Source organism: Paenibacillus sp. VTT E-133280, assembly GCF_002264385.1.
GTDB lineage: Bacteria > Bacillota > Bacilli > Paenibacillales > Paenibacillaceae > Paenibacillus_AQ > Paenibacillus_AQ nitricinens.
Genome location: NZ_NFUX01000012.1, coordinates 14,727 through 32,749 on the forward strand (window position 1 = coordinate 14,727; position 18,023 = coordinate 32,749).

The window sequence follows — 18,023 nt, forward strand, 5'->3', positions numbered from 1 at the left end:
CGTAGGCCTTCACTTATATATGAGAGAACCGGATAGGGTATAGCTGGTTCTGCCACTCTCTATAGGAGAGGCCTGCGCTTGTTTTGCTTGGCTTCGCAAAACTATAAGGGGGAACCATCTTGAGATACTTCGATTACCTGACGAAAGAACAAGAAATAGCCTTATTTTATAATCCGCCGATTTCATTTAACCATAATACTACGAGTAAAGATTTGCTGGCTCATGCTGTTGGAGCTGCCCTTTATATGCCAGCAACTCGTGCTAGTGTTCCCGAAGACATTTTGAAGCTCAAAAGTGCAGGACTTGTAACCGTTATTATTGATCTGGAGGATGCGATCGGAGATAACGAGGTTGACCATGCAGAGGAGTCTCTCATTCAGCATCTTATTTTTCTCGCCGCATATGAGGAGAACGAGCCAAGCGGGAGTGATAGTCTTCCGCTCCTCTTCATCCGAGTTCGTAACCCGGAGCAGCTACGGCAGCTGATTTTTCGGTTAGGGTCTTTGGTTACGATGTTAACAGGGTTTGTTTTCCCTAAGTTTTCGGTCGACAACGGAATCCAATATTTCGAGGTGATAGCCGATTACAATAGAACGCGCAGTTACTCAGACCCAGTGCTTTATGGCATGCCAATTCTGGAAAGTGCGCCTATTATTTACCGGGAGAGCCGGGTAGATAGTCTTTTATCTATTCGTAATTTGCTAGGCAATTACCGCGAATATGTGTTGAACGTTAGAATTGGAGCAACAGACTTCTCAAGTTTATTCGGACTGCGCCGTAGTCCTGATATTAGTATTTATGATCTTACCCCTATTCGAGACTGCATATCGGATATTATTAATATTTTTGGCAGAGTGGAAGAAGGGTATGTAATTTCCGGACCAGTCTGGGAATATTTTGCGAATAAAGGGCATCGGGTGCTCAGACCACAGCTACGGCAGACTCCATTTGAGGACACCTATGGTAAAAACGGCCGCGACATGCGAAATAGTTACATTTCTAGCAGCATGGATGGGCTTATTCGTGAAGTGATTTTAGATAAAGAAAATGGGATCTTGGGCAAGACGATTATACATCCCTCACATCTCAGACCTGTTCAGGCCATGTACACGGTAATGCACGAGGAATATGTTGACGCCTGCAGTATCGTAGAGAGTAACGATGGTAGCCTAGGAGTCTTCAAGAGTCAATATTCTAATAAGATGAACGAGATTAAGCCGCATTTGAACTGGGCAAAACGGATTTTACTACGATCACAAATATACGGGGTGTTACATGAACAACAGCATTTTGTCGGATTATTACCCGAAAACGAATTTACACACGTATAACATAGTCGAGAACCTGCAGGTTATGGTTACCGAAACATCTAATCCCTTTCATTTGCCTGTGGATACTTTATTCTCCATGGCAGCCCGGATTAATAAGAAACGCTCCTTTTTGTTCGTCAGCAAGGTACTTGGTAAACATATCCCTGTTAATCCGTACACCTCTCTGCTAAGTGGTGCTGCATTAGCGCTGCTGTTATATCAGGAGATGAACGGTAATTCTGCGGATAATGATAGGATGGAAGATTTATTAGATAAAGCTGTACACGGACTGATACATCCTGAGTCTGCCAAGGAAGCCTATGAGCATTTATTAGCTGCACGATTAGTTCTTCCTAGGCCTGTTGTCTTTATTGGCTTTGCTGAGACTGCAACTGCACTGGGTCACAGTGTGTACAACATGTTTGCTGATGCAGCATCATATATTCATACTACCCGTGAACATATCATCGATTTGGAGTCCATTGTTAGCTTTGAAGAAGAGCATTCACATGCGGTTGACCATCTATGTTACGCCTTGAATATTAAGCTATTATCAGGGACTGAGCCGATTATTTTGGTGGATGATGAGATTACAACAGGGAATACAGCCATTAATACGATCCGTGATATTCAGTCCAAATTCCCTCGGGAGGAATACGTAGTCGTTTCTATTTTGGATTGGAGGAGCGGTAATAATCTTCATACCTATAGCGAATTAGAACAGGAACTGGGGATTCGGATTAAGTCCTTGTGTTTGCTTCAAGGCAGTATTGAAGTAAAAGGCACGCCTTTGCTAAATGCTGGGAATGACAAAGATTTGTTATCGTCTTCAGTGGAATCCGAAGTAGTGACCACTTATGTAGTGGACGGTTTAGAACGTCTGCAGGCAACATCCGTAGATTCATATGGTGACACCAACTCGTCTCCTTATGTGAAATACAGCGGACGTTTCGGACTGGAGTCGCTGAATAATGATGATCTTGATGTAGGGGTAACCCGGATAGCCGCTCAGCTAAGAGAACTACGAGGGGGGAATTCTAAGACTCTAGTGATGGGTGTAGGTGAATTTATGTACCTTCCTATGCGGATAGCGGCTGAGATGGGGGAAGGCATTTCGTATCAGTCCTCTACTCGCAGTCCAATCCACCCTGAACGTCGACCAGATTACGGAGTGCATAGTGCTGCCGCATATCCTTCAGCTAGCGATCCGGAAATTACAAACTTTATTTATAATGTGGATTCTGATCAGTATGATGAAATATTCGTGCTGATTGAGCGTGATGTACCGCATGAACGAATGAAACCCATGCTTGATATACTGAAGACACTTGCCCGCCATAAAGTGCATCTTATTGTACTGACTCCTGAAGGAAGAAGTGGAGGGCCTCCAGTATGAAGGGAACAAGTAATCATAAAGTCATGGACAAAAAAATAGCAGAACCAGTTCCGCTAGGTAGCTATCCATCGTCAGATATTACGTTTCTGCTCAAGGATCTTAGTGACATTTCGCTGGAGCTGGCGACGGAGGAAAGGGAGGAAGCTATTCAATCGGGTGTCCATTATTCTGAGATGTTGCCCGTTGAATATCAGCCTACCGAGCAGTATGTCGACCTGTTTCATGAGACGCTGCAGCAATCGGCTAAGAAGGTAGCTTTAGCTGTTGCCATTGTTTCTGAGATGATTGTCTCAAGAAGAGGACTAAGTACGGTGCTTGTCTCTTTAGCTAGAGCAGGAACACCCGTTGGTATACTGATTAAGCGTTATATAACTGAGAGATACGAGGTAGACTTGCCGCATTATAGTATTTCTATTATTCGAGGAAAAGGTATAGATGAGAATGCGATACTCTACATTCTGCAGAAGCATGGACTTGATGCTGATTTGCAGTTTGTGGATGGGTGGACAGGAAAAGGGGCTATCCGTGGGGTGCTGATTGATTCTTGCAATACCTTCTATGAGAAGTATGGTATTCGCTTAAATGATGATCTTGCCGTATTGGCTGACCCTGGAAGCTGCGCAGGTATGTTTGGGACTAGAGAAGACTATCTCATTCCTAGCGCCTGCTTAAACTCTACCGTTTCTGGGCTGATGAGCCGAACGGTGTTACACGCTGATCTCATTGGTCCTGAGGAATTTCATGGTTCAAAGTTTTATAAGGAGTGGCTGAATGCGGACGAGTCCAATGTATTTATTGATACGATTTGCCCGTATTTTCCTTCCGTAGTAGAAGAAGCGAAGAATATTGCTGAACAGATGTTGGAGCATCCGCCAGAAATTACTTGGCAGGGTCTTCGTGATATTCAGAGTATTCAGGAGACTTTCGGAATAGATAACATTAATCTGATAAAGCCGGGAGTCGGCGAAACAACCCGCGTATTACTACGTAGAGTACCTTGGAAAATTCTTGTCGATACTATGGATAATCCGAATCTAAAGCATATTCTTCTCTTAGCGAAGGACCGGGGCGTTCCTGTTGAGATCTTTCCTGGGATGACGTACTCCTGCTGCGGAATAATTAAACCGCTGAAGGGGGAGACAGAATGATATATGCTAGTGATCTAGATCGTACTTTGATCTATTCTTTAGGTGCAATAGGTGTGCCGGAGAATACTCCAGGTCTAATTCCGGCGGAAATTATCGAGGGAAAGACGAGATCCTATATTTCGCAGCATGCATTAAATCAGCTGATGGATCTGAACACACGGATTATTTTCATCCCGGTTACTACGCGTACGATACAACAATATAAGCGTATTAATCTGTTTCAAGAAACAGTAATACCGGACTATGCGGTTACAAGCAATGGGGGGAATATCTTAATCGGTGGTGTTGTCGATAAGGAATGGAGAGAATCAATCGGTAGCTTGGTAGCTCGTCACTCTGCTGGGGCTGAAGAGGTTAGATCATATATCAAGGCGGTTGTACGTGAGGATTGGATCATTAGTGAGAATTATTGTGATGATCTATTCTATTCCTTCATGGTTTATCGGGATCAGTTACCTTTAGATGAAATCACTAATCTATCAGATCGGCTCTATAATCTTGGCTGGAGGGTTTCTTTACAAGGCCGCAAGCTGTACGCTGTGCCGGCTGCCGTGAACAAAAGCGACGCTATACTCCATTTGCGGCGCACCGTTCGTTCTGAACCTATGGTAGCCTCCGGGGACTCACTGCTAGATAAGAGTCTGCTTGAGAGTGCCGACTATGCTATTGCTCCTTGCCATGGTGAAATATTTGCAGAGCAACAGAGTGGTCTTGTAAAATCAAGATATCCATTTACGAAAGAATCAGGCGTATTTGCTGGAGATGAGATTTTGCAGTATGTAAATATGATCTATAATAATCTAACTGCATTGGGAGTGGGGCCACTATGAAAAAGGTAAATATTTATTTCAATCGTTGGTTTTCCGTGGCTTACCATTATATGAATCTCCTTCGCAATAACGAGGATGGTATACCGGTTCAAATCTTTGCAACACACCCGGATATCCGCCATATGTCGCTACAAGGTGCTGACTTTGCTGAAACCGAGCCGGCGCTGAAGGGAATAGAATATGTTCAGTTTTGCGTTGATTTCTGTCGGCGTAATGAGATCGATGTCTTTATTCCACGGTTGCATATGCTTGATATTGCTCTCCATGTGGCAATGTTTGATGCGATTGGTACTAAGGTTCTGGTCTGTAGAGATCTTGATCTGCTGGAGTCCATTATGGACAAAGGTAAATTTTACGAGAATGTTAGTGAGCAGGGCATCATGAGTATCCCGGATTATCATGTAGTTAGTACAGCGGAGCAGTTTAAAGACGCTTACACGGACCTTGTTGCCAAGGGACATCGTGTTTGCTTTAAACCTACTGAAACAGAAGGCGGGTTAGGCTTCCGAATTATCGACAATACCCGCGATCCGCTTCAAGAGCTTTTTGGGTATGTAACTCCATTGATTACGTTTGAGGATGCCTATCATATTCTTGCAAGCAAAGAGAGCTTCCCTGATTTGATGGTGATGGAATTACTGGAGGGTTACGAGTATAGTATAGATTGTCTGGCAGATGAGAACGGTAAGCTATTAGTGGCTGTGCCACGTCGAAAAGTGGGCGGTCGTCTGCGATTGATGGAGCATATTCCTGAACTGGAGGAGATTGCAGCTAGAGTTGCAGAAGTTTACAAGATCCCCTTCAATTTCAATATTCAAATGAAATACAATGGAGATATTCCAAAGTTGTTGGAAATTAACCCACGAATGTCCGGTGGACTGCATATGTCATGTCTGTCAGGGATTAACTTTCCTTATTTAGCCGTCAAAAGCGCACTCGGTGGCGAGGTTCAGCCTATGAATTTTGAAGGTGATGTATTGGCTAGCCATCTGGAGCAACCGATGATTATGAAAATAAACGGCCAATCTGTCATTCCGGATGCCGTGAATTGAGCGTTCATAAAGTCGCTCACAAGAGGTGAGAACAATTCAGTTTAAATCGAAAGTGTTGCTTTACGCCGGTATCGGTTATGTTGTTGCTGTATTAACGAGCTCTTTTCTGCCCGAATTCATCTCTCTGCTGTTGCCTTTAGCGGGTGCGGGGATAGGTGCTCTGGTAACGAGAAGTCCAAGAACCAATCTCCCAGCGGAGGTGTTGCCAGCAGGCCCTGTGACGACACCTATTGCTAAGGCACCCGCTGAGAGTGCTCCTCAATTAAGCACCACGACAAATGATACCACATCAGGTAATCACAGCTATGACAGTAGAACTGAGAGCGCGGTGAAGATTGGACCGGAGTTCGCTCCGGTTGTGGAGTATCTTAGTATTCTGGAAGATATGATTATCTCAGAAGGGCAGAAGGATACGCTGGACAATGAAATTGTCGAGAAATCATTGGCGCTCTTCGCGAGGCTTCAACGTGTAATTCCACTGCTGCAGGAGCTGAATAACGGCGAGATTAATCATACGGTCCGCAGATTGATTCTGAAGGATTTGAATGGTGTAATCAATCCGTTCTTACGGCTAGGCGGTGAAGCAAAGACGAAGAATCGGAGAATGCTGCTGAACGGTCTAAGAGATGTCGACTCCAAAATATCGGATATCGCGTCCACGATCGAACATAAAGACCTGATGGAACTTCAGACGAAGGCGGAACTGATTCATCAGCGGTACAGCAGTTCCGAACTATAGGAGGGAATCCCATGTCCACGCAGTTGATCCAATTAAAAAAAGAAGATGAACAAAAGGTAGTCGAGGAAGCGGCACAATTAATTGAGAAGGTATCCCAAACGGATACGGTTACACTGGATTCCTTGATGGATGATATCGGCAAGCTTGGGGTTAAGACGCAGGAAAAAGCAGGACAAACCTTGAAGCTGCTGGATCGCCCAGTGAATGACCTGATGTCTGGTAAGCGCGTTGAAGTGCCTAATATGATTATGAAGCTGCGGAATGAGTGTGAGAATCTGCAGCAAAGTAAGAATGTGAGCTTCTTTGGCAAGATGCTGCGCAAGAGTCCAATGAAGAACTATGTGTATAAATATCAGTCGGTTCGTACGAACATTGATGCCATAGTTACAGGGCTTCGCGATGGTAGAGATACCCTCGAAGAGAGCATTGTGAATATGCGTCAGCTGAAACGTACCTCTATGGAAGAGATCTATAACCTACAGACCAAAATTGCTTTCGGCACTAAGTTGAAAGAATTGTTCGAGGTAGAGATCGCGAAGCCAGAGAATGAGTACCGTAAAGCTTATCTGGAGCGCGGATTGCGTAAAGTGATGGTTCGAATTCAGTCGATGACAGAAATGATTCTGCTGTACAATCAAGCGATTGCTGCTACAGACATCATTAATGATAATAATGACAAGCTGATTGATTCCGTGAATAACGCAATTGATAAGACCTCTAATCTGATAACGGTGTCGGCAATGATTGCGATGTCTTTAGCGGATCAGGAGAACGTCATCAATGCTGTAGAAGCGACGAATAAGACGATTGAAGATCAATTTAAAGAAAATGCACGTCTGCTGCGTACCACTACAGAGAAAACAACCGAGTTGCTGTCTAAGCCTTCTATGTCTATGGAAGCTGTGAATCAAGCGATTGGTGATCTGCTTAGCGCACTAGATACTTCAGAACAGTCCAACCGTCGTATTATTGAGAGCTGTCAAGATTATACGTCTAAAATGACGGCAATCAATACTCAGCTGGGTAATCGTTTAGGACTAAATGAGGCGGACAAGCCTCAGGCACTGAAGCAAGGAGAGGCTGAGAGTCAACTGAGCAGTTTCTTGAACTAATTGTTTCTGACAATAATAAAAATACAGAGAATAGATTGAGATGCCTGTTGAATTCATTCAACAGGCTTTTTTTAACGCCGATACTCAATCATAAAGCCCTATCTTCACACATAAGTTGTCACAAGACTACATGTGGAGGAAGTGAGGATAGGCATATGATCTTAGGGTGCTTGATACTCGTGCTTATCATCGTAGCCAGCAGTGAAAGAGCAGAGGCGATTGCAAAAATGAATGAGGACACTTAGAATTTTTACCATGATTTGGTTCAAGTAATTTCCAGCGGGTTATTGGGTATAATAACGCAAGATTGCACGATTAGCCCATAACTAGCTGGAAAACCCAAATCCCTAAGGAGGTCACATGGAGAACGAGGCGCTGCTACAGGTTGAACAATTAGCACTTAAGAAACAGAAGATCTATCGGCAAAGTATATTGCGCTATATTGCCAGAGCCATGCTGGCCAGTATGTTTATCGGGTTCGGCGTAATTGTAGCATTCAAGACAGGCAACTACTTCTATATGGAGCATTCACCGTTTGCGTATCCAATGGCTGCGATTACTTTTGGAGCAGCGATCATCCTAATCTCATACGGTGGAGGGGACTTATTTACCGGAGATACTTTCTATTACACGTACACGGCTTTGAGACGCAAAATGAAATGGTCCGAGGTTGTACGCATGTGGGTCATGAGTTATATAGGTAACATTCTTGGTGCTGCTGCATTTGCACTGTTGATTTTTTTAACAGGGCTGTTTTACAGTTCTGATGTAAATGGTTTTTTACTATATGTGGTTGAGCATAAAATGGAGGCTCCGGCAGGGCAGCTTTTTTTCCGCGCTATCCTCTGTAACTGGCTTGTTTGTATGGCTTTTTTCATCCCAATGAATATCAAAGGCGATGGGGCCAAAATGTTCGCAATGGTCTTATTCGTATTCTGTTTTTTCATCTCCGGTTATGAGCATAGTATTGCCAATATGTGTACTTTTGCAATTGCATTAGTCCTTGACCATCCCGGAACGGTTTCGTGGGGCGGTGTGGTGCATAATCTTGTGCCCGTTACAATCGGAAATCTAATTGGCGGCGGGGTTCTGATGGGGGTTATGTATTATTATGTGAACAAACCTTTTTTGGATGATCCGAAACATTAAGAAGAAATAATGTGAATCCGCAACTTCGCTCTTTAAAAGAGCGGAGTTTTTTGTGCTGTAAGATATTTCTTCATCTTTGGGATATTTTGATTTTTTAGGGTTGAAAAGGATTAGGGGGAAAGAAGTAGAATACATATTAGTATTGCAAAATTGAAGAATCATACAGAATGGGGTAAGGCTTTGGAAAAGACAACAGGGATACTGACGGATGAGACTATCATTAAGGCTTCCAATCAGCATTGCATTGATCAAGGAATAGATCCAGAGCAGCCTCCTATTTTTCCAAAATGTTATGCTGCAGATGAATTGGGGTCACAACTCCATGTATATAGTGAAGTGATTGAGGTTATTGATTTTTTTGTAAACAAGTTCCTTTCTTCAGTAAAAGGTAATCCGATCCTTGTTACGATATCGGATGATGCAGGTTATCTATTGGCGTTCAAAGGGGATCCGACGATTATTGATCTCGTAGGGCAGGTTGGCATCAAAGAAGGTGTGCAACTAAACAAAGAAGTGGGTACAAACTCAATTGCATTGTGTCTGGAACATCAGCGGCCTTTTCAGTTGAAGGGACAAGATCATTATCATCAAATTCTTCATCGTTTAGTGTGCTGTACGGCTCCTTTTTATAAAGAGGATGGGCTTGAAATATTGGGGACGATATCATTTATGGCGGATATTGATGTGGCGCATCCCCACTTATTGCCTTTGCTCTGTACCATGGCTGACTCTATCGAACGCGAGATTTTGCTGCGTAGGGGGAATGCTGAGCTTCAGCTTTTAAATCGAATCCTATTGGATACCAATTACTTGGGTGTTATTATAACGGATGAACTTGGAACGGTCGTCAATATAAATGAGAACTGCTTAACCATGCTTCATTTGGATGGTGAGCATCAAGCATCTGTTATCGGTGCCAGTGTCTTCGAAATTCGGAATGTGGGCTCTTATTTTCAACATGTCATTCTTCAGCAAGAGGCATGTGCTGGGCTGGAAGTGATTCAGGAGAGCAACGGTTTATTTGAGCATTATATGCTGGATGTGCTTCCGGTTTACGATTCGAATGCATGTTTAGCTCGTGTGATAGGGAGTCTTCGTAATATCACAGAGATGAAAAAAACGGAAGAAGTGTTGCGCAATACAGAGAAGCTAGTGGTCGCTGGACAACTAGCCATGAGTATCGCACATGAGATTCGTAATCCGCTAACTACAGTCAAAGGAATGCTTCAACTAGCCAATAAAGATTCGCAACTGCTACATTATGATCTTATCATGTCAGAAGTAGAAAGAATGAACCTCATTGTGAGCGAGTTCCTCATACTAGGTAAACCGCAGGCCGCGCATTATAGGGTAGAACAATGTAGCACGATTCTGCAGGAAGTGCTCAGCATTTTTGCGATTCAAGTGGAGATGAATAATATATCATTGAAAACACAATTCCATTGTGATGCGAATATCTTGTGTGACCGTAATCAGATTAAGCAGGTCTTCCTAAACATCCTAAGAAACTCAATGGAAGCCTTGCCCTTTGGCGGAAGCATTACAGTTGCCCTAGATGTGGAGAATGGATTCCAGACGATTACCTTCAAAGATAACGGAGAGGGTATGAACAAGGAAGTGCTGGATAAATTAGGGCAGCCTTTTCACACAACCAGAGGTGACGGTAATGGACTGGGAATCATGATTGTTAAAAAAATAGTGTCTGCACATAGAGGACGCGTGGCCATAGCAAGTGAAGAGGGCGTAGGTACAGCCGTTACGATTTATCTGCCAATAAAATAAAGGGCTTATCTTGGCTATTTCTTCGTCGTGCGAGCAGTAATTCATAATAAAAGACTCTTCCGCCTATGCAGGCTGGAAGAGTCTTTTATTTGGAGAAAGTCTACCACTTGGATCCGCCTGATGAATTTCGGCCGGACTTCCCTCCGCCGCCCCAAGAAGATCCGCCGGAGGATTTGCCACCGCTGCCGCCTCCACCCCAGGAGGAGCCTCCGGACGAGCGTCCTCCACCGAATCCACCTGATGAAGGTGGGCCAGAGGACATTCGTTTGCGAGCCTGTGCGCGACGTTGTTGTTCTCTCAGCATAGCTAATTGAGCTAGTCGCTCTTCTTCTTCCTTCTGACGAACGAGTCGGTTCGCTTCATTCACAAAGGAATTGATCTGTGAATCATAAGAACGGCCAAGGGATTCCAGTTCCTCAAGATTGTAAGGCCGGGATGCCAAACGATGTTCCAGTGCACTGTATTCCGGCAGTAAGGATAGCTCGAAGCGAATTCTAGAAGATAACCCTCTGCTATGCAGAATACGCTGGGTTGTTTCCACCCGGCTTTGCCCTTCGGAAAAGAGGCGAGTGACCTTATCCAGTCTTTCATGAAGTGCATTTAGACTTTCTGAGACACCATCGAACTGCTTTGCAGCTTCATCTTGGAGGGATAGCAACTGTTCTAGCGCATTGTGGGCCTTATCATATTCGCCGCGCTCATCACTGGTCCAATTCTCAATCTGCGCCACTTCACTAGCACCTTCCCGAAGGCGTGTGCTCCACGCTGAAAGGATGTTCTCCACAGTTGATACATGTTGTTCTTCAAAATACATACGTGCTTCGGTAATCCGGCTTTGCAGTCCGTCTCGCCGCTGTTTTAATTGGCTCCACTGGGTACGGAATAACTCTAAATCTCTGCGGTTATTCTGCCGAAGAAGTGCTTGTTGTTCTGTCATAGCAACAGCCTCATCCAGGAGAAGGTCAAGAGTAGCGCCTATCTTGCGCACCTCATCCATATCTCCAACACGCAGCGGCGCTTCAAGCGTTAGCGATTCTGCGCGGGCCTGCTCCAGACGGTCAAATGGTTTTACCTTCATGTTGTGGAGTGAACTCTGCTCGATGATGTTTGTGATTTTGGCACGGGTTGCAGCTAAAACCGTAGGGAACTTATTTAGCTTATCATCGTAGAGATCGACATCCTTCAGGTCTTGTTCAATCTTTTCTTGGCGATCTTGTGCATCCTCGGTAATTTCTTGTGCGGCGATAGGGTCAAAAAGCTCCAATTGATCTGCCTTAGAGGTCTCCTCGGCAAGCTCCTTGAGCTCTTCTACAATTTCTTGAAGTGCATAGCCAGTTTCTTTAACCGCACCCTGCAGCTGCTCTTCAAGCTCTGGTGCATCCTCTTTCAGCTCTGTAATTCGCTGTTTAACATTGCGATCAGCTTCACTGATGACAGCAATGTTCTTCTCTTCTTCCTCGAGCGCTGCGCGGAAGGAGGCCTCTGTCTGCTGTAATTGTTCCACGGCTGCCTTAAGGGCAGTCAAATGATAAAAGGGTGGCTGTACACCTTGCCCATCACTTTGCAGTGAAGAGATTTCAACAAGCTTTGCAGAGAGCCGTTTTGAAATGCCTTCTACCAGTACCTCGGTTTTTCCCTGAACGATCCCTTGAAATGGCTTTAATGACTCCAATGCTCGATTTGCCTGTACTAGCAAATCGGATAATTGCTCTTGTTGTGCGTTTAGCTGTTTGCGTCGACGTAGACCTGTGACCACTATGAATAGCACAAGTAGTATTAGTCCGATTCCGATTAGAATGGCGACAATAGTAAACATGGAGCTATTGGAGCGGCTTCCGGTACTGACCGAGGTCCCTGGTTTACCGGAGGTTCCGTTCCCTGAACCGCTATTCGTACTGCCAACTGCACTACCACTTCCTGCATTTCCTCCAGTATTTCCGGTACTCTCCCCGATGGAATGGACCGCTTTAATTAGAGCCTTTGTCCCTCCAGCGAAGTCACCTTCTCTGGCATAAGGGATGAAATAAGTATTAACTAGCGCTGTAATGGCAGCACTTCCTGATTTTCCTCCCTGATTTTGGGACCAGGCATTTAACGAGGTTTGAAAGCCCGGATTGTTAAAATTTAGTTCAATGGACTGGTCGCCAGCGGAGATCAGCAAGAGAATATCGCGTGTGGATAATCCCCAAGAGGTGTAAGTATCCTCGGCGTACTTATCGGCCGGAGTGCCGTTTAGGGAATCTACGGTGAGTACATGCATAGTAATCAGATCTCCAGTGGCAGCAGCAGAAATGGACGTCGCTTCTGCGGAACTGAACATTCCAGCTTTATCGGTTACTAATCCCTGCTCAGCAGGGATTTCGGCGGCGTATGCACCGGGTATCCATAACACGCTGATCAATAAGAATAAAGCTATATACTTTTTCAAGCTGACACGCTCCAATCTGAAGGACTTTGTATTCAGTATATTATGCTGATAATTATACTATATCATTAACCCTCAAGTGACCCGGGGATACCTATTCTTACATAGCTGCCAATCATACAAGCAAAAAAAGCCGCATTCCCTAAAAGGAATGCGGCGAATATTCAGAAAGGTTATCTTGTCGGCAGACAGAGAATGTATTGCAATCTGGATTTAATTTCTTTTTGCCATTTTAAATCTCCAACTTTAACGGCAAGATTGAGCAGATCCAGATAATCGTCAACCTGTAGTGTTGTTCGGGTAGAGGTAACGTTCATGGGTGATCAGTCTCCTTTTAACTTAAATATAGTAAAGTGAAATCAATAACTTATTTAATAATGATAATCATTATCAACTTGTATCATTATTGCTATTATCCACATTTTCCATCTAAAAAGCAATATAAAAATGTAGCATCCGTAATTTTATATAATTTACAAAGGGAAGGGTTCATTGATGGGATTTGCGTATATTATGTGACGAGGAAAGAAAAAGCAGGGGTATTGCCATATTTTGTCGAATAACATTTAGGATATTACTGTAAATTCAGTAAAAAGGGGGAACGAGCGATGAAGCAGTGCAGACTGTTGCTTCTGATTAGCATTTTATTTATGCTCTTACCTCCTACTGCCCTTCACGCCGAAAGAAAGGAGATCGAATATCAAGTAGAGCTGGAATATCCACCTTATAAATATATAAAAGATGGGTACATGACCGGTTTTGATATTGAATTGAGTAATATGATCTTTGAGAAGCAGGATTTCGATGTCCACTACAGTACAGGGAAGTGGCCTGATGTGTATAATCGGCTCGTTCAGGGTGATATCGAAACAGCGGGTCTAATGGCAGTAACGGAAGGACGAAAACAAGAGTTGTTATTTTCAGATCCTGTTTTCAAAAGCTATATTTCCATCTACGCAAGGCGAGGGCTTAAGGGTAAGATCGATTTAAATAAGCTTGGAGGTTATAAGATAGGTCTAGGAAACGGGCAGTATTCTGAAACAGTACTGAACGGCAAATTGGGAATTAATGATTACGTAGAATTTGCTACGATTCCTGAAGCCTTGGAGGCTTTAGAAAAAGGGGAGATCGACCTTCTATTTGAGAATCAGGAGGTGGTCGATTATCTGCTCGTTGAACAGGGGAAGACAGACAGTATTATTAAGGAAATGAATGATCTTTATCCCAGGGATGTAGCTTTTGCAATCAATAAGTCTGCACCGGAGTTAGTTTCTTATGTTAACGAGAGATTGGGGGAATTGAAGCATTCAGGTGCTTTTGAAGAGTTGTACCAGAACTATTTTTTCGTTCATTCTGATTATTATAAAGGCATGATCCACAAAAGATGGGTTTACGGAGCAATCCTTCTATTTTGTCTTCTTATCCTGGGTGGAGTCCTGCTTAAAATGAATATTAATCGTTTACGGCGTGCTGTTTATTCAGAGCATCAATTTTTTGAAGATGTTATAGAGCATAGTGGCATGGTAGTTTGGGCGGTGCAGGCAGATAAAAAGGTAGTGCGGTTTAATAAATTCGCTGAACAGATGACGGGTTTAAGTGAAAAAGAGGTACTGGGTGTAAATATTGAGGATATCGCAGGTCTGGAAGGCAACACGGCTATAATCCGGGATCTACTGAAGCAGGCAATACGTCTCGAATATGTCAGCAACGTAGAAATTAAGCTCCCAGACCAGTCATCTGAAGCGCGATATTTCTCATTCCGGACAGCCTTATTAAAAGGACTTGATAAGCAAGCAGCCGATATCTTTGTCCTTGTAGGTGTGGATATCGATAATCGTAAACAAAATGAGCTGAGGCTACAGCTAAGTTATAGGGAATTGGAAGCTACATATGAAGAGCTCTCAGCGACAGAGATCGATCTACAGGAGCAATTTAATAAGCTACAAATCAGTGAAAGGCGTATTCGGCTCTCCACAGAAGGTTCTGGTGCGTATATGTGGGAGTTTGATTTGGAGGCGAGACACTTTAATTTATCGGATCGATGGTATGAACTCATGGGTTACACGAAGGATGAAATCAATTCGTTTGAAGATGGAGTGCTTAGTATTGTTCATCCGGAAGACCTTGCTACAACCCTCAAGCTTAAACAAGATCACCTGAAGGGTGTCACACCTATTTTCGAAACGGAGTTCCGCATGATTACCAAAGATAATCAAATCGTGTGGTTTGAGGTTAGGGGTAAGGCTACCGTTAATCCAAAGGATAAAGTTCTGTTATTCATGGGCTCTTTGATTGATATCAGCGAGCGGAAGCAAGCGGAGCTTAAACTGAGCAACAGCTACCAAGAGCTTGGGGCGACCTATGAGCAGCTCGCGACTACTCAACAGGAGCTTCTAGTACAATACAATATGCTTCTAGACAATCAGAAACATATGCATCGTCTGGCTTATGTGGATGCGCTTAGTAACTTACCTAACCGTTTATGTCTGCTGGAGACCATGGAGAAGTATCTAAAGCATCCGGGAGGGAAATTTGCACTGCTGTTTCTGGATTCAGATAATTTTAAATACATCAACGATACCCTAGGTCATAAATCCGGGGATGTACTCATCCGGAAGGCAAGTGAGAGATTGCAGTCACTGATGCGGGAAGGAGATATGCTCTCACGGCTAGGTGGAGATGAATTTGTTATTTTTATTAAAGATACAGAGGATCGTGAGGCTGTATTGCGTCTGGCAGAGCGTATAATGAGAGCGTTCAGGCAGTCCTTTTTAATAGGAGAGAGTAATCTGTACGTCTCGCTAAGCATCGGAATTTCCTTTTATCCAGAGGATGGAGAGACGGCCGAGCAAATTTTGAGTAATGCGGATGTGGCGATGTACCGTGCTAAAGAGGATGGCAAAGGAACTTATGTAGTCTATGACAAATCGATGCATACAGCGTTTAATGAACGAATGAATATAGAGAAACATTTGCGCAGTGCTATGAACAATAATGAATTTGAACTGAACTATCAGCCCCAGATGGATATCGAATCCGGATTCATCTCTGGCTTTGAAGCTTTAATTCGTTGGAACAGCCCATCTCTCGGTTCTGTATCTCCACTTTCTTTTATAAAAATTGCTGAGGATTCCAGACTGATCATCGATATTGGTGAATGGGTGCTTCGCGAATCTTGCATCTTTATGAAAGGTATTCAAGATCGTACTGGTGTTCCTTATAAAATATCGGTCAACATTTCGATTATTCAGCTATTCCAGAACGATTTTATCGAGAGGGTACAGGATAGTCTGGCAGTAAGTGGCCTAAATCCAAGCTGCCTTGAATTGGAAATCACCGAGTCTATTTTTATGAAATCATTTGAGAGTATTCTGGGTAAGCTGCAGTTTCTAAAGTCTAAGGGCATTAGTATCGCCTTGGATGATTTCGGAACGGGTTATTCATCACTTAGCTATTTGCAGCAATTGCCGATTTCAACGCTCAAGATGGATAAAACCTTTATTGATTCGCTTTCAGAAAAAGCTGACAGCCAGTCTTTTGTGCAGTCCATTATACAGTTGGGGCATAATATGGGACTGAAAGTTGTAGCAGAGGGTGTAGAAGAGGTCATTCAGATGGATGTGCTCAAGCAATTAGGCTGCGACAAGATCCAAGGCTACCTGATTAGCAGACCTGTGCCAAAGCAGGCAGTCGAAGAGCTTTTAGAAACACAGAGGCGCTATGGGATACAGCAGTCAGATTCAAGCAGATGAACACAAAAACGCTTACCGTCCATTAGGGACGCCGAAGGCGTTTTTGCTTGTGTTCGGCCTTTAGCTGATTACGATTTTGTTCTTCCCGGTGTTCTTAGCCTCATAAAGTGCATCGTCTGCTTTCTGAAATGTAGAGTTTTTGGAATCTGTACCTATAAAATCGTGCATACCGATACTGACGGTTACGTTTTTGTCGTTCATTTCCGCAAAGGGGGTATCGGAGATGGACGTTAGAATATGCTTCATAATCTCATGAGAATGATCAAGGGTCTTAGAAGTCAGAATGACGACAAATTCTTCCCCGCCAAAGCGAGCCGCGAAATCATCAGGACCGACATGCTCGAGGAGGATCGCTGCAACCTTTTGCAATACGATATCTCCAACGGAGTGCCCATAGGAATCATTTACTTTTTTGAAGTTGTCGATGTCCATGACGGCTAGCTGCATAGGAAATGGATTACTCTGCTGATGATCGATCAGCCATCCTAAGTATTCATGAAACGTCTTATGATTATAAAGGTCCGTCAGAGGATCGATCTTGGATATCCGGTCCATGATTATATTCTGAATGCGTAACTCCTGTTCTGACTTTACGGAGTTCTCCAGGGATCGCATCAAATCACGCCCGCGACCGATAACTGCAAAGCCTGCTAAAGCAGTAGCAGCAAAAATAAGAACAATAATGATAGTTTGGGTGATAGGGACATACCCGTGATTAGATGCCTTGATGAATAAAATGATCGTGTACAGTAGACAAACTGCAGAAGAGGCTATCATGTAACTAGACTTCATATAGATCATGGATACAAGCAGCGGCAGCAGCATAATTAATGACTTAACATACAGTTCATCATTGAGATTGATGATAATAAGAAGCGCAAATAAATGGCTCGCTACTGTAATAGCTAGCTCGGACCATTGGGGTTTCCATCTATAGATAAATTCCAGAATAATGATCAAAGTCAATATGACGGAATCAGGAATCAGCGACTGAGTAATAAACTCTCCTCTGGTTAGGGTATCCGAATGTTGGCCCCATAAGCATTGAGAAACAAACATATGAATACTTAAATCCACAATCAGGATGATCCAGAATGCATTGAGCAGCACGCGATTCCAATGGGTCTGACGAGGAGTTTGAGATGTAGTATGCATAATGTGTTCCTCTTTTCCAGTGGCAATTTGCTTATATATTCGACAATAATTACGGATTCCCTCTCGACCAATTATCTCCAAATATATTCGTATATTACGGTAACGTTGGTATAGGTCCTCCATAAATATGGATTTGCGTGTGGAAGGACTGATCGAAAAGGAATAGTATAGAA

The 18,023-nt window shown here is 43.5% G+C and carries 13 protein-coding genes; 10 read left to right on the forward strand and 3 right to left on the reverse strand.

What is annotated here, in order from left to right; all coding sequences use genetic code 11:
* Positions 1–119 precede the first annotated feature (119 nt).
* The 9 genes from CA600_RS07595 (at position 120) to CA600_RS07635 (ending at position 10,518) form a co-directional block, all read left to right on the forward strand.
* Positions 120–1,331, forward strand: coding sequence for an HpcH/HpaI aldolase/citrate lyase family protein (locus tag CA600_RS07595; RefSeq protein ID WP_256989778.1), 1,212 nt, complete (start codon positions 120–122; stop codon positions 1,329–1,331).
* The gene (locus tag CA600_RS07600) at positions 1,276–2,706 is read left to right on the forward strand and encodes a phosphoribosyltransferase family protein (RefSeq protein WP_094869641.1); all 1,431 of its coding nucleotides are present in this window, start codon (positions 1,276–1,278) and stop codon (positions 2,704–2,706) included. Before CA600_RS07595 ends, CA600_RS07600 begins: the two co-directional genes overlap by 56 nt.
* Positions 2,703–3,854: a cysteine protease StiP family protein gene (locus CA600_RS07605; RefSeq protein WP_094869642.1), complete on the forward strand. Its 1,152-nt coding sequence runs from the start codon at positions 2,703–2,705 to the stop codon at positions 3,852–3,854. Before CA600_RS07600 ends, CA600_RS07605 begins: the two co-directional genes overlap by 4 nt.
* Positions 3,851–4,684 carry an HAD family hydrolase gene (locus tag CA600_RS07610; RefSeq protein ID WP_094869643.1) on the forward strand — a complete coding sequence of 278 codons (834 nt, stop codon included), beginning with the start codon at positions 3,851–3,853 and terminating at the stop codon, positions 4,682–4,684. Before CA600_RS07605 ends, CA600_RS07610 begins: the two co-directional genes overlap by 4 nt.
* Positions 4,681–5,736, forward strand: a complete 1,056-nt coding sequence (locus tag CA600_RS07615) for an ATP-grasp domain-containing protein (protein ID WP_094869644.1) — start codon at positions 4,681–4,683, stop codon at positions 5,734–5,736. The genes CA600_RS07610 and CA600_RS07615 overlap by 4 nt, the downstream gene beginning before the upstream one ends.
* A gap of 34 nt (positions 5,737–5,770) precedes the next feature.
* Positions 5,771–6,475 carry a hypothetical protein gene (locus CA600_RS07620; RefSeq protein WP_094869705.1) on the forward strand — a complete coding sequence of 235 codons (705 nt, stop codon included), beginning with the start codon at positions 5,771–5,773 and terminating at the stop codon, positions 6,473–6,475.
* 11 nt (positions 6,476–6,486) lie between these two features.
* Complete coding sequence (locus CA600_RS07625) at positions 6,487–7,587, forward strand: toxic anion resistance protein (RefSeq protein WP_042184271.1); 1,101 nt, start codon at positions 6,487–6,489, stop codon at positions 7,585–7,587.
* A 360-nt stretch (positions 7,588–7,947) separates the two neighbouring features.
* On the forward strand, positions 7,948–8,736 hold the full coding sequence (locus tag CA600_RS07630; protein WP_094869645.1) for a formate/nitrite transporter family protein: 789 nt from the start codon (positions 7,948–7,950) through the stop codon (positions 8,734–8,736).
* Between the two features lie 180 nt (positions 8,737–8,916).
* Complete coding sequence (locus CA600_RS07635; RefSeq protein ID WP_094869706.1) at positions 8,917–10,518, forward strand: ATP-binding protein; 1,602 nt, start codon at positions 8,917–8,919, stop codon at positions 10,516–10,518.
* Between the two features lie 100 nt (positions 10,519–10,618).
* On the opposite strand, the gene CA600_RS07640 is transcribed toward CA600_RS07635, so the two are convergent.
* Together CA600_RS07640 and CA600_RS31155 are read right to left on the reverse strand one after the other, a co-directional pair.
* Positions 10,619–12,946 (reverse strand): TPM domain-containing protein, encoded by a 2,328-nt coding sequence (locus CA600_RS07640; protein WP_094869646.1) that lies wholly within the window; start codon positions 12,944–12,946, stop codon positions 10,619–10,621.
* 170 nt (positions 12,947–13,116) lie between these two features.
* Positions 13,117–13,260 (reverse strand): hypothetical protein, encoded by a 144-nt coding sequence (locus CA600_RS31155; RefSeq protein ID WP_167348483.1) that lies wholly within the window; start codon positions 13,258–13,260, stop codon positions 13,117–13,119.
* A 291-nt stretch (positions 13,261–13,551) separates the two neighbouring features.
* Here CA600_RS31155 and CA600_RS07645 point away from each other — a divergent pair, with 291 nt between their 5' ends.
* On the forward strand, positions 13,552–16,695 hold the full coding sequence (locus tag CA600_RS07645; protein ID WP_094869647.1) for an EAL domain-containing protein: 3,144 nt from the start codon (positions 13,552–13,554) through the stop codon (positions 16,693–16,695).
* A 60-nt stretch (positions 16,696–16,755) separates the two neighbouring features.
* Here the strand turns inward: CA600_RS07645 and CA600_RS07650 are convergent, their stop codons facing one another.
* Positions 16,756–17,850 (reverse strand): GGDEF domain-containing protein, encoded by a 1,095-nt coding sequence (locus CA600_RS07650; RefSeq protein ID WP_179281563.1) that lies wholly within the window; start codon positions 17,848–17,850, stop codon positions 16,756–16,758.
* Positions 17,851–18,023: the final 173 nt, after the last annotated feature.

Coding starts and splice junctions, on each gene's coding strand:
- CA600_RS07630 (WP_094869645.1), top strand. CDS start 7,948: ATGGAGAACGAGGCGCTGCTACAGGTTGAACAATTAGCACTTAAGAAA.
- CA600_RS07615 (WP_094869644.1), top strand. CDS start 4,681: ATGAAAAAGGTAAATATTTATTTCAATCGTTGGTTTTCCGTGGCTTAC.
- CA600_RS07625 (WP_042184271.1), top strand. CDS start 6,487: ATGTCCACGCAGTTGATCCAATTAAAAAAAGAAGATGAACAAAAGGTA.
- CA600_RS31155 (WP_167348483.1), bottom strand. CDS start 13,260: ATGAACGTTACCTCTACCCGAACAACACTACAGGTTGACGATTATCTG.
- CA600_RS07650 (WP_179281563.1), bottom strand. CDS start 17,850: ATGCATACTACATCTCAAACTCCTCGTCAGACCCATTGGAATCGCGTG.
- CA600_RS07610 (WP_094869643.1), top strand. CDS start 3,851: ATGATATATGCTAGTGATCTAGATCGTACTTTGATCTATTCTTTAGGT.
- CA600_RS07600 (WP_094869641.1), top strand. CDS start 1,276: ATGAACAACAGCATTTTGTCGGATTATTACCCGAAAACGAATTTACAC.
- CA600_RS07645 (WP_094869647.1), top strand. CDS start 13,552: ATGAAGCAGTGCAGACTGTTGCTTCTGATTAGCATTTTATTTATGCTC.
- CA600_RS07605 (WP_094869642.1), top strand. CDS start 2,703: ATGAAGGGAACAAGTAATCATAAAGTCATGGACAAAAAAATAGCAGAA.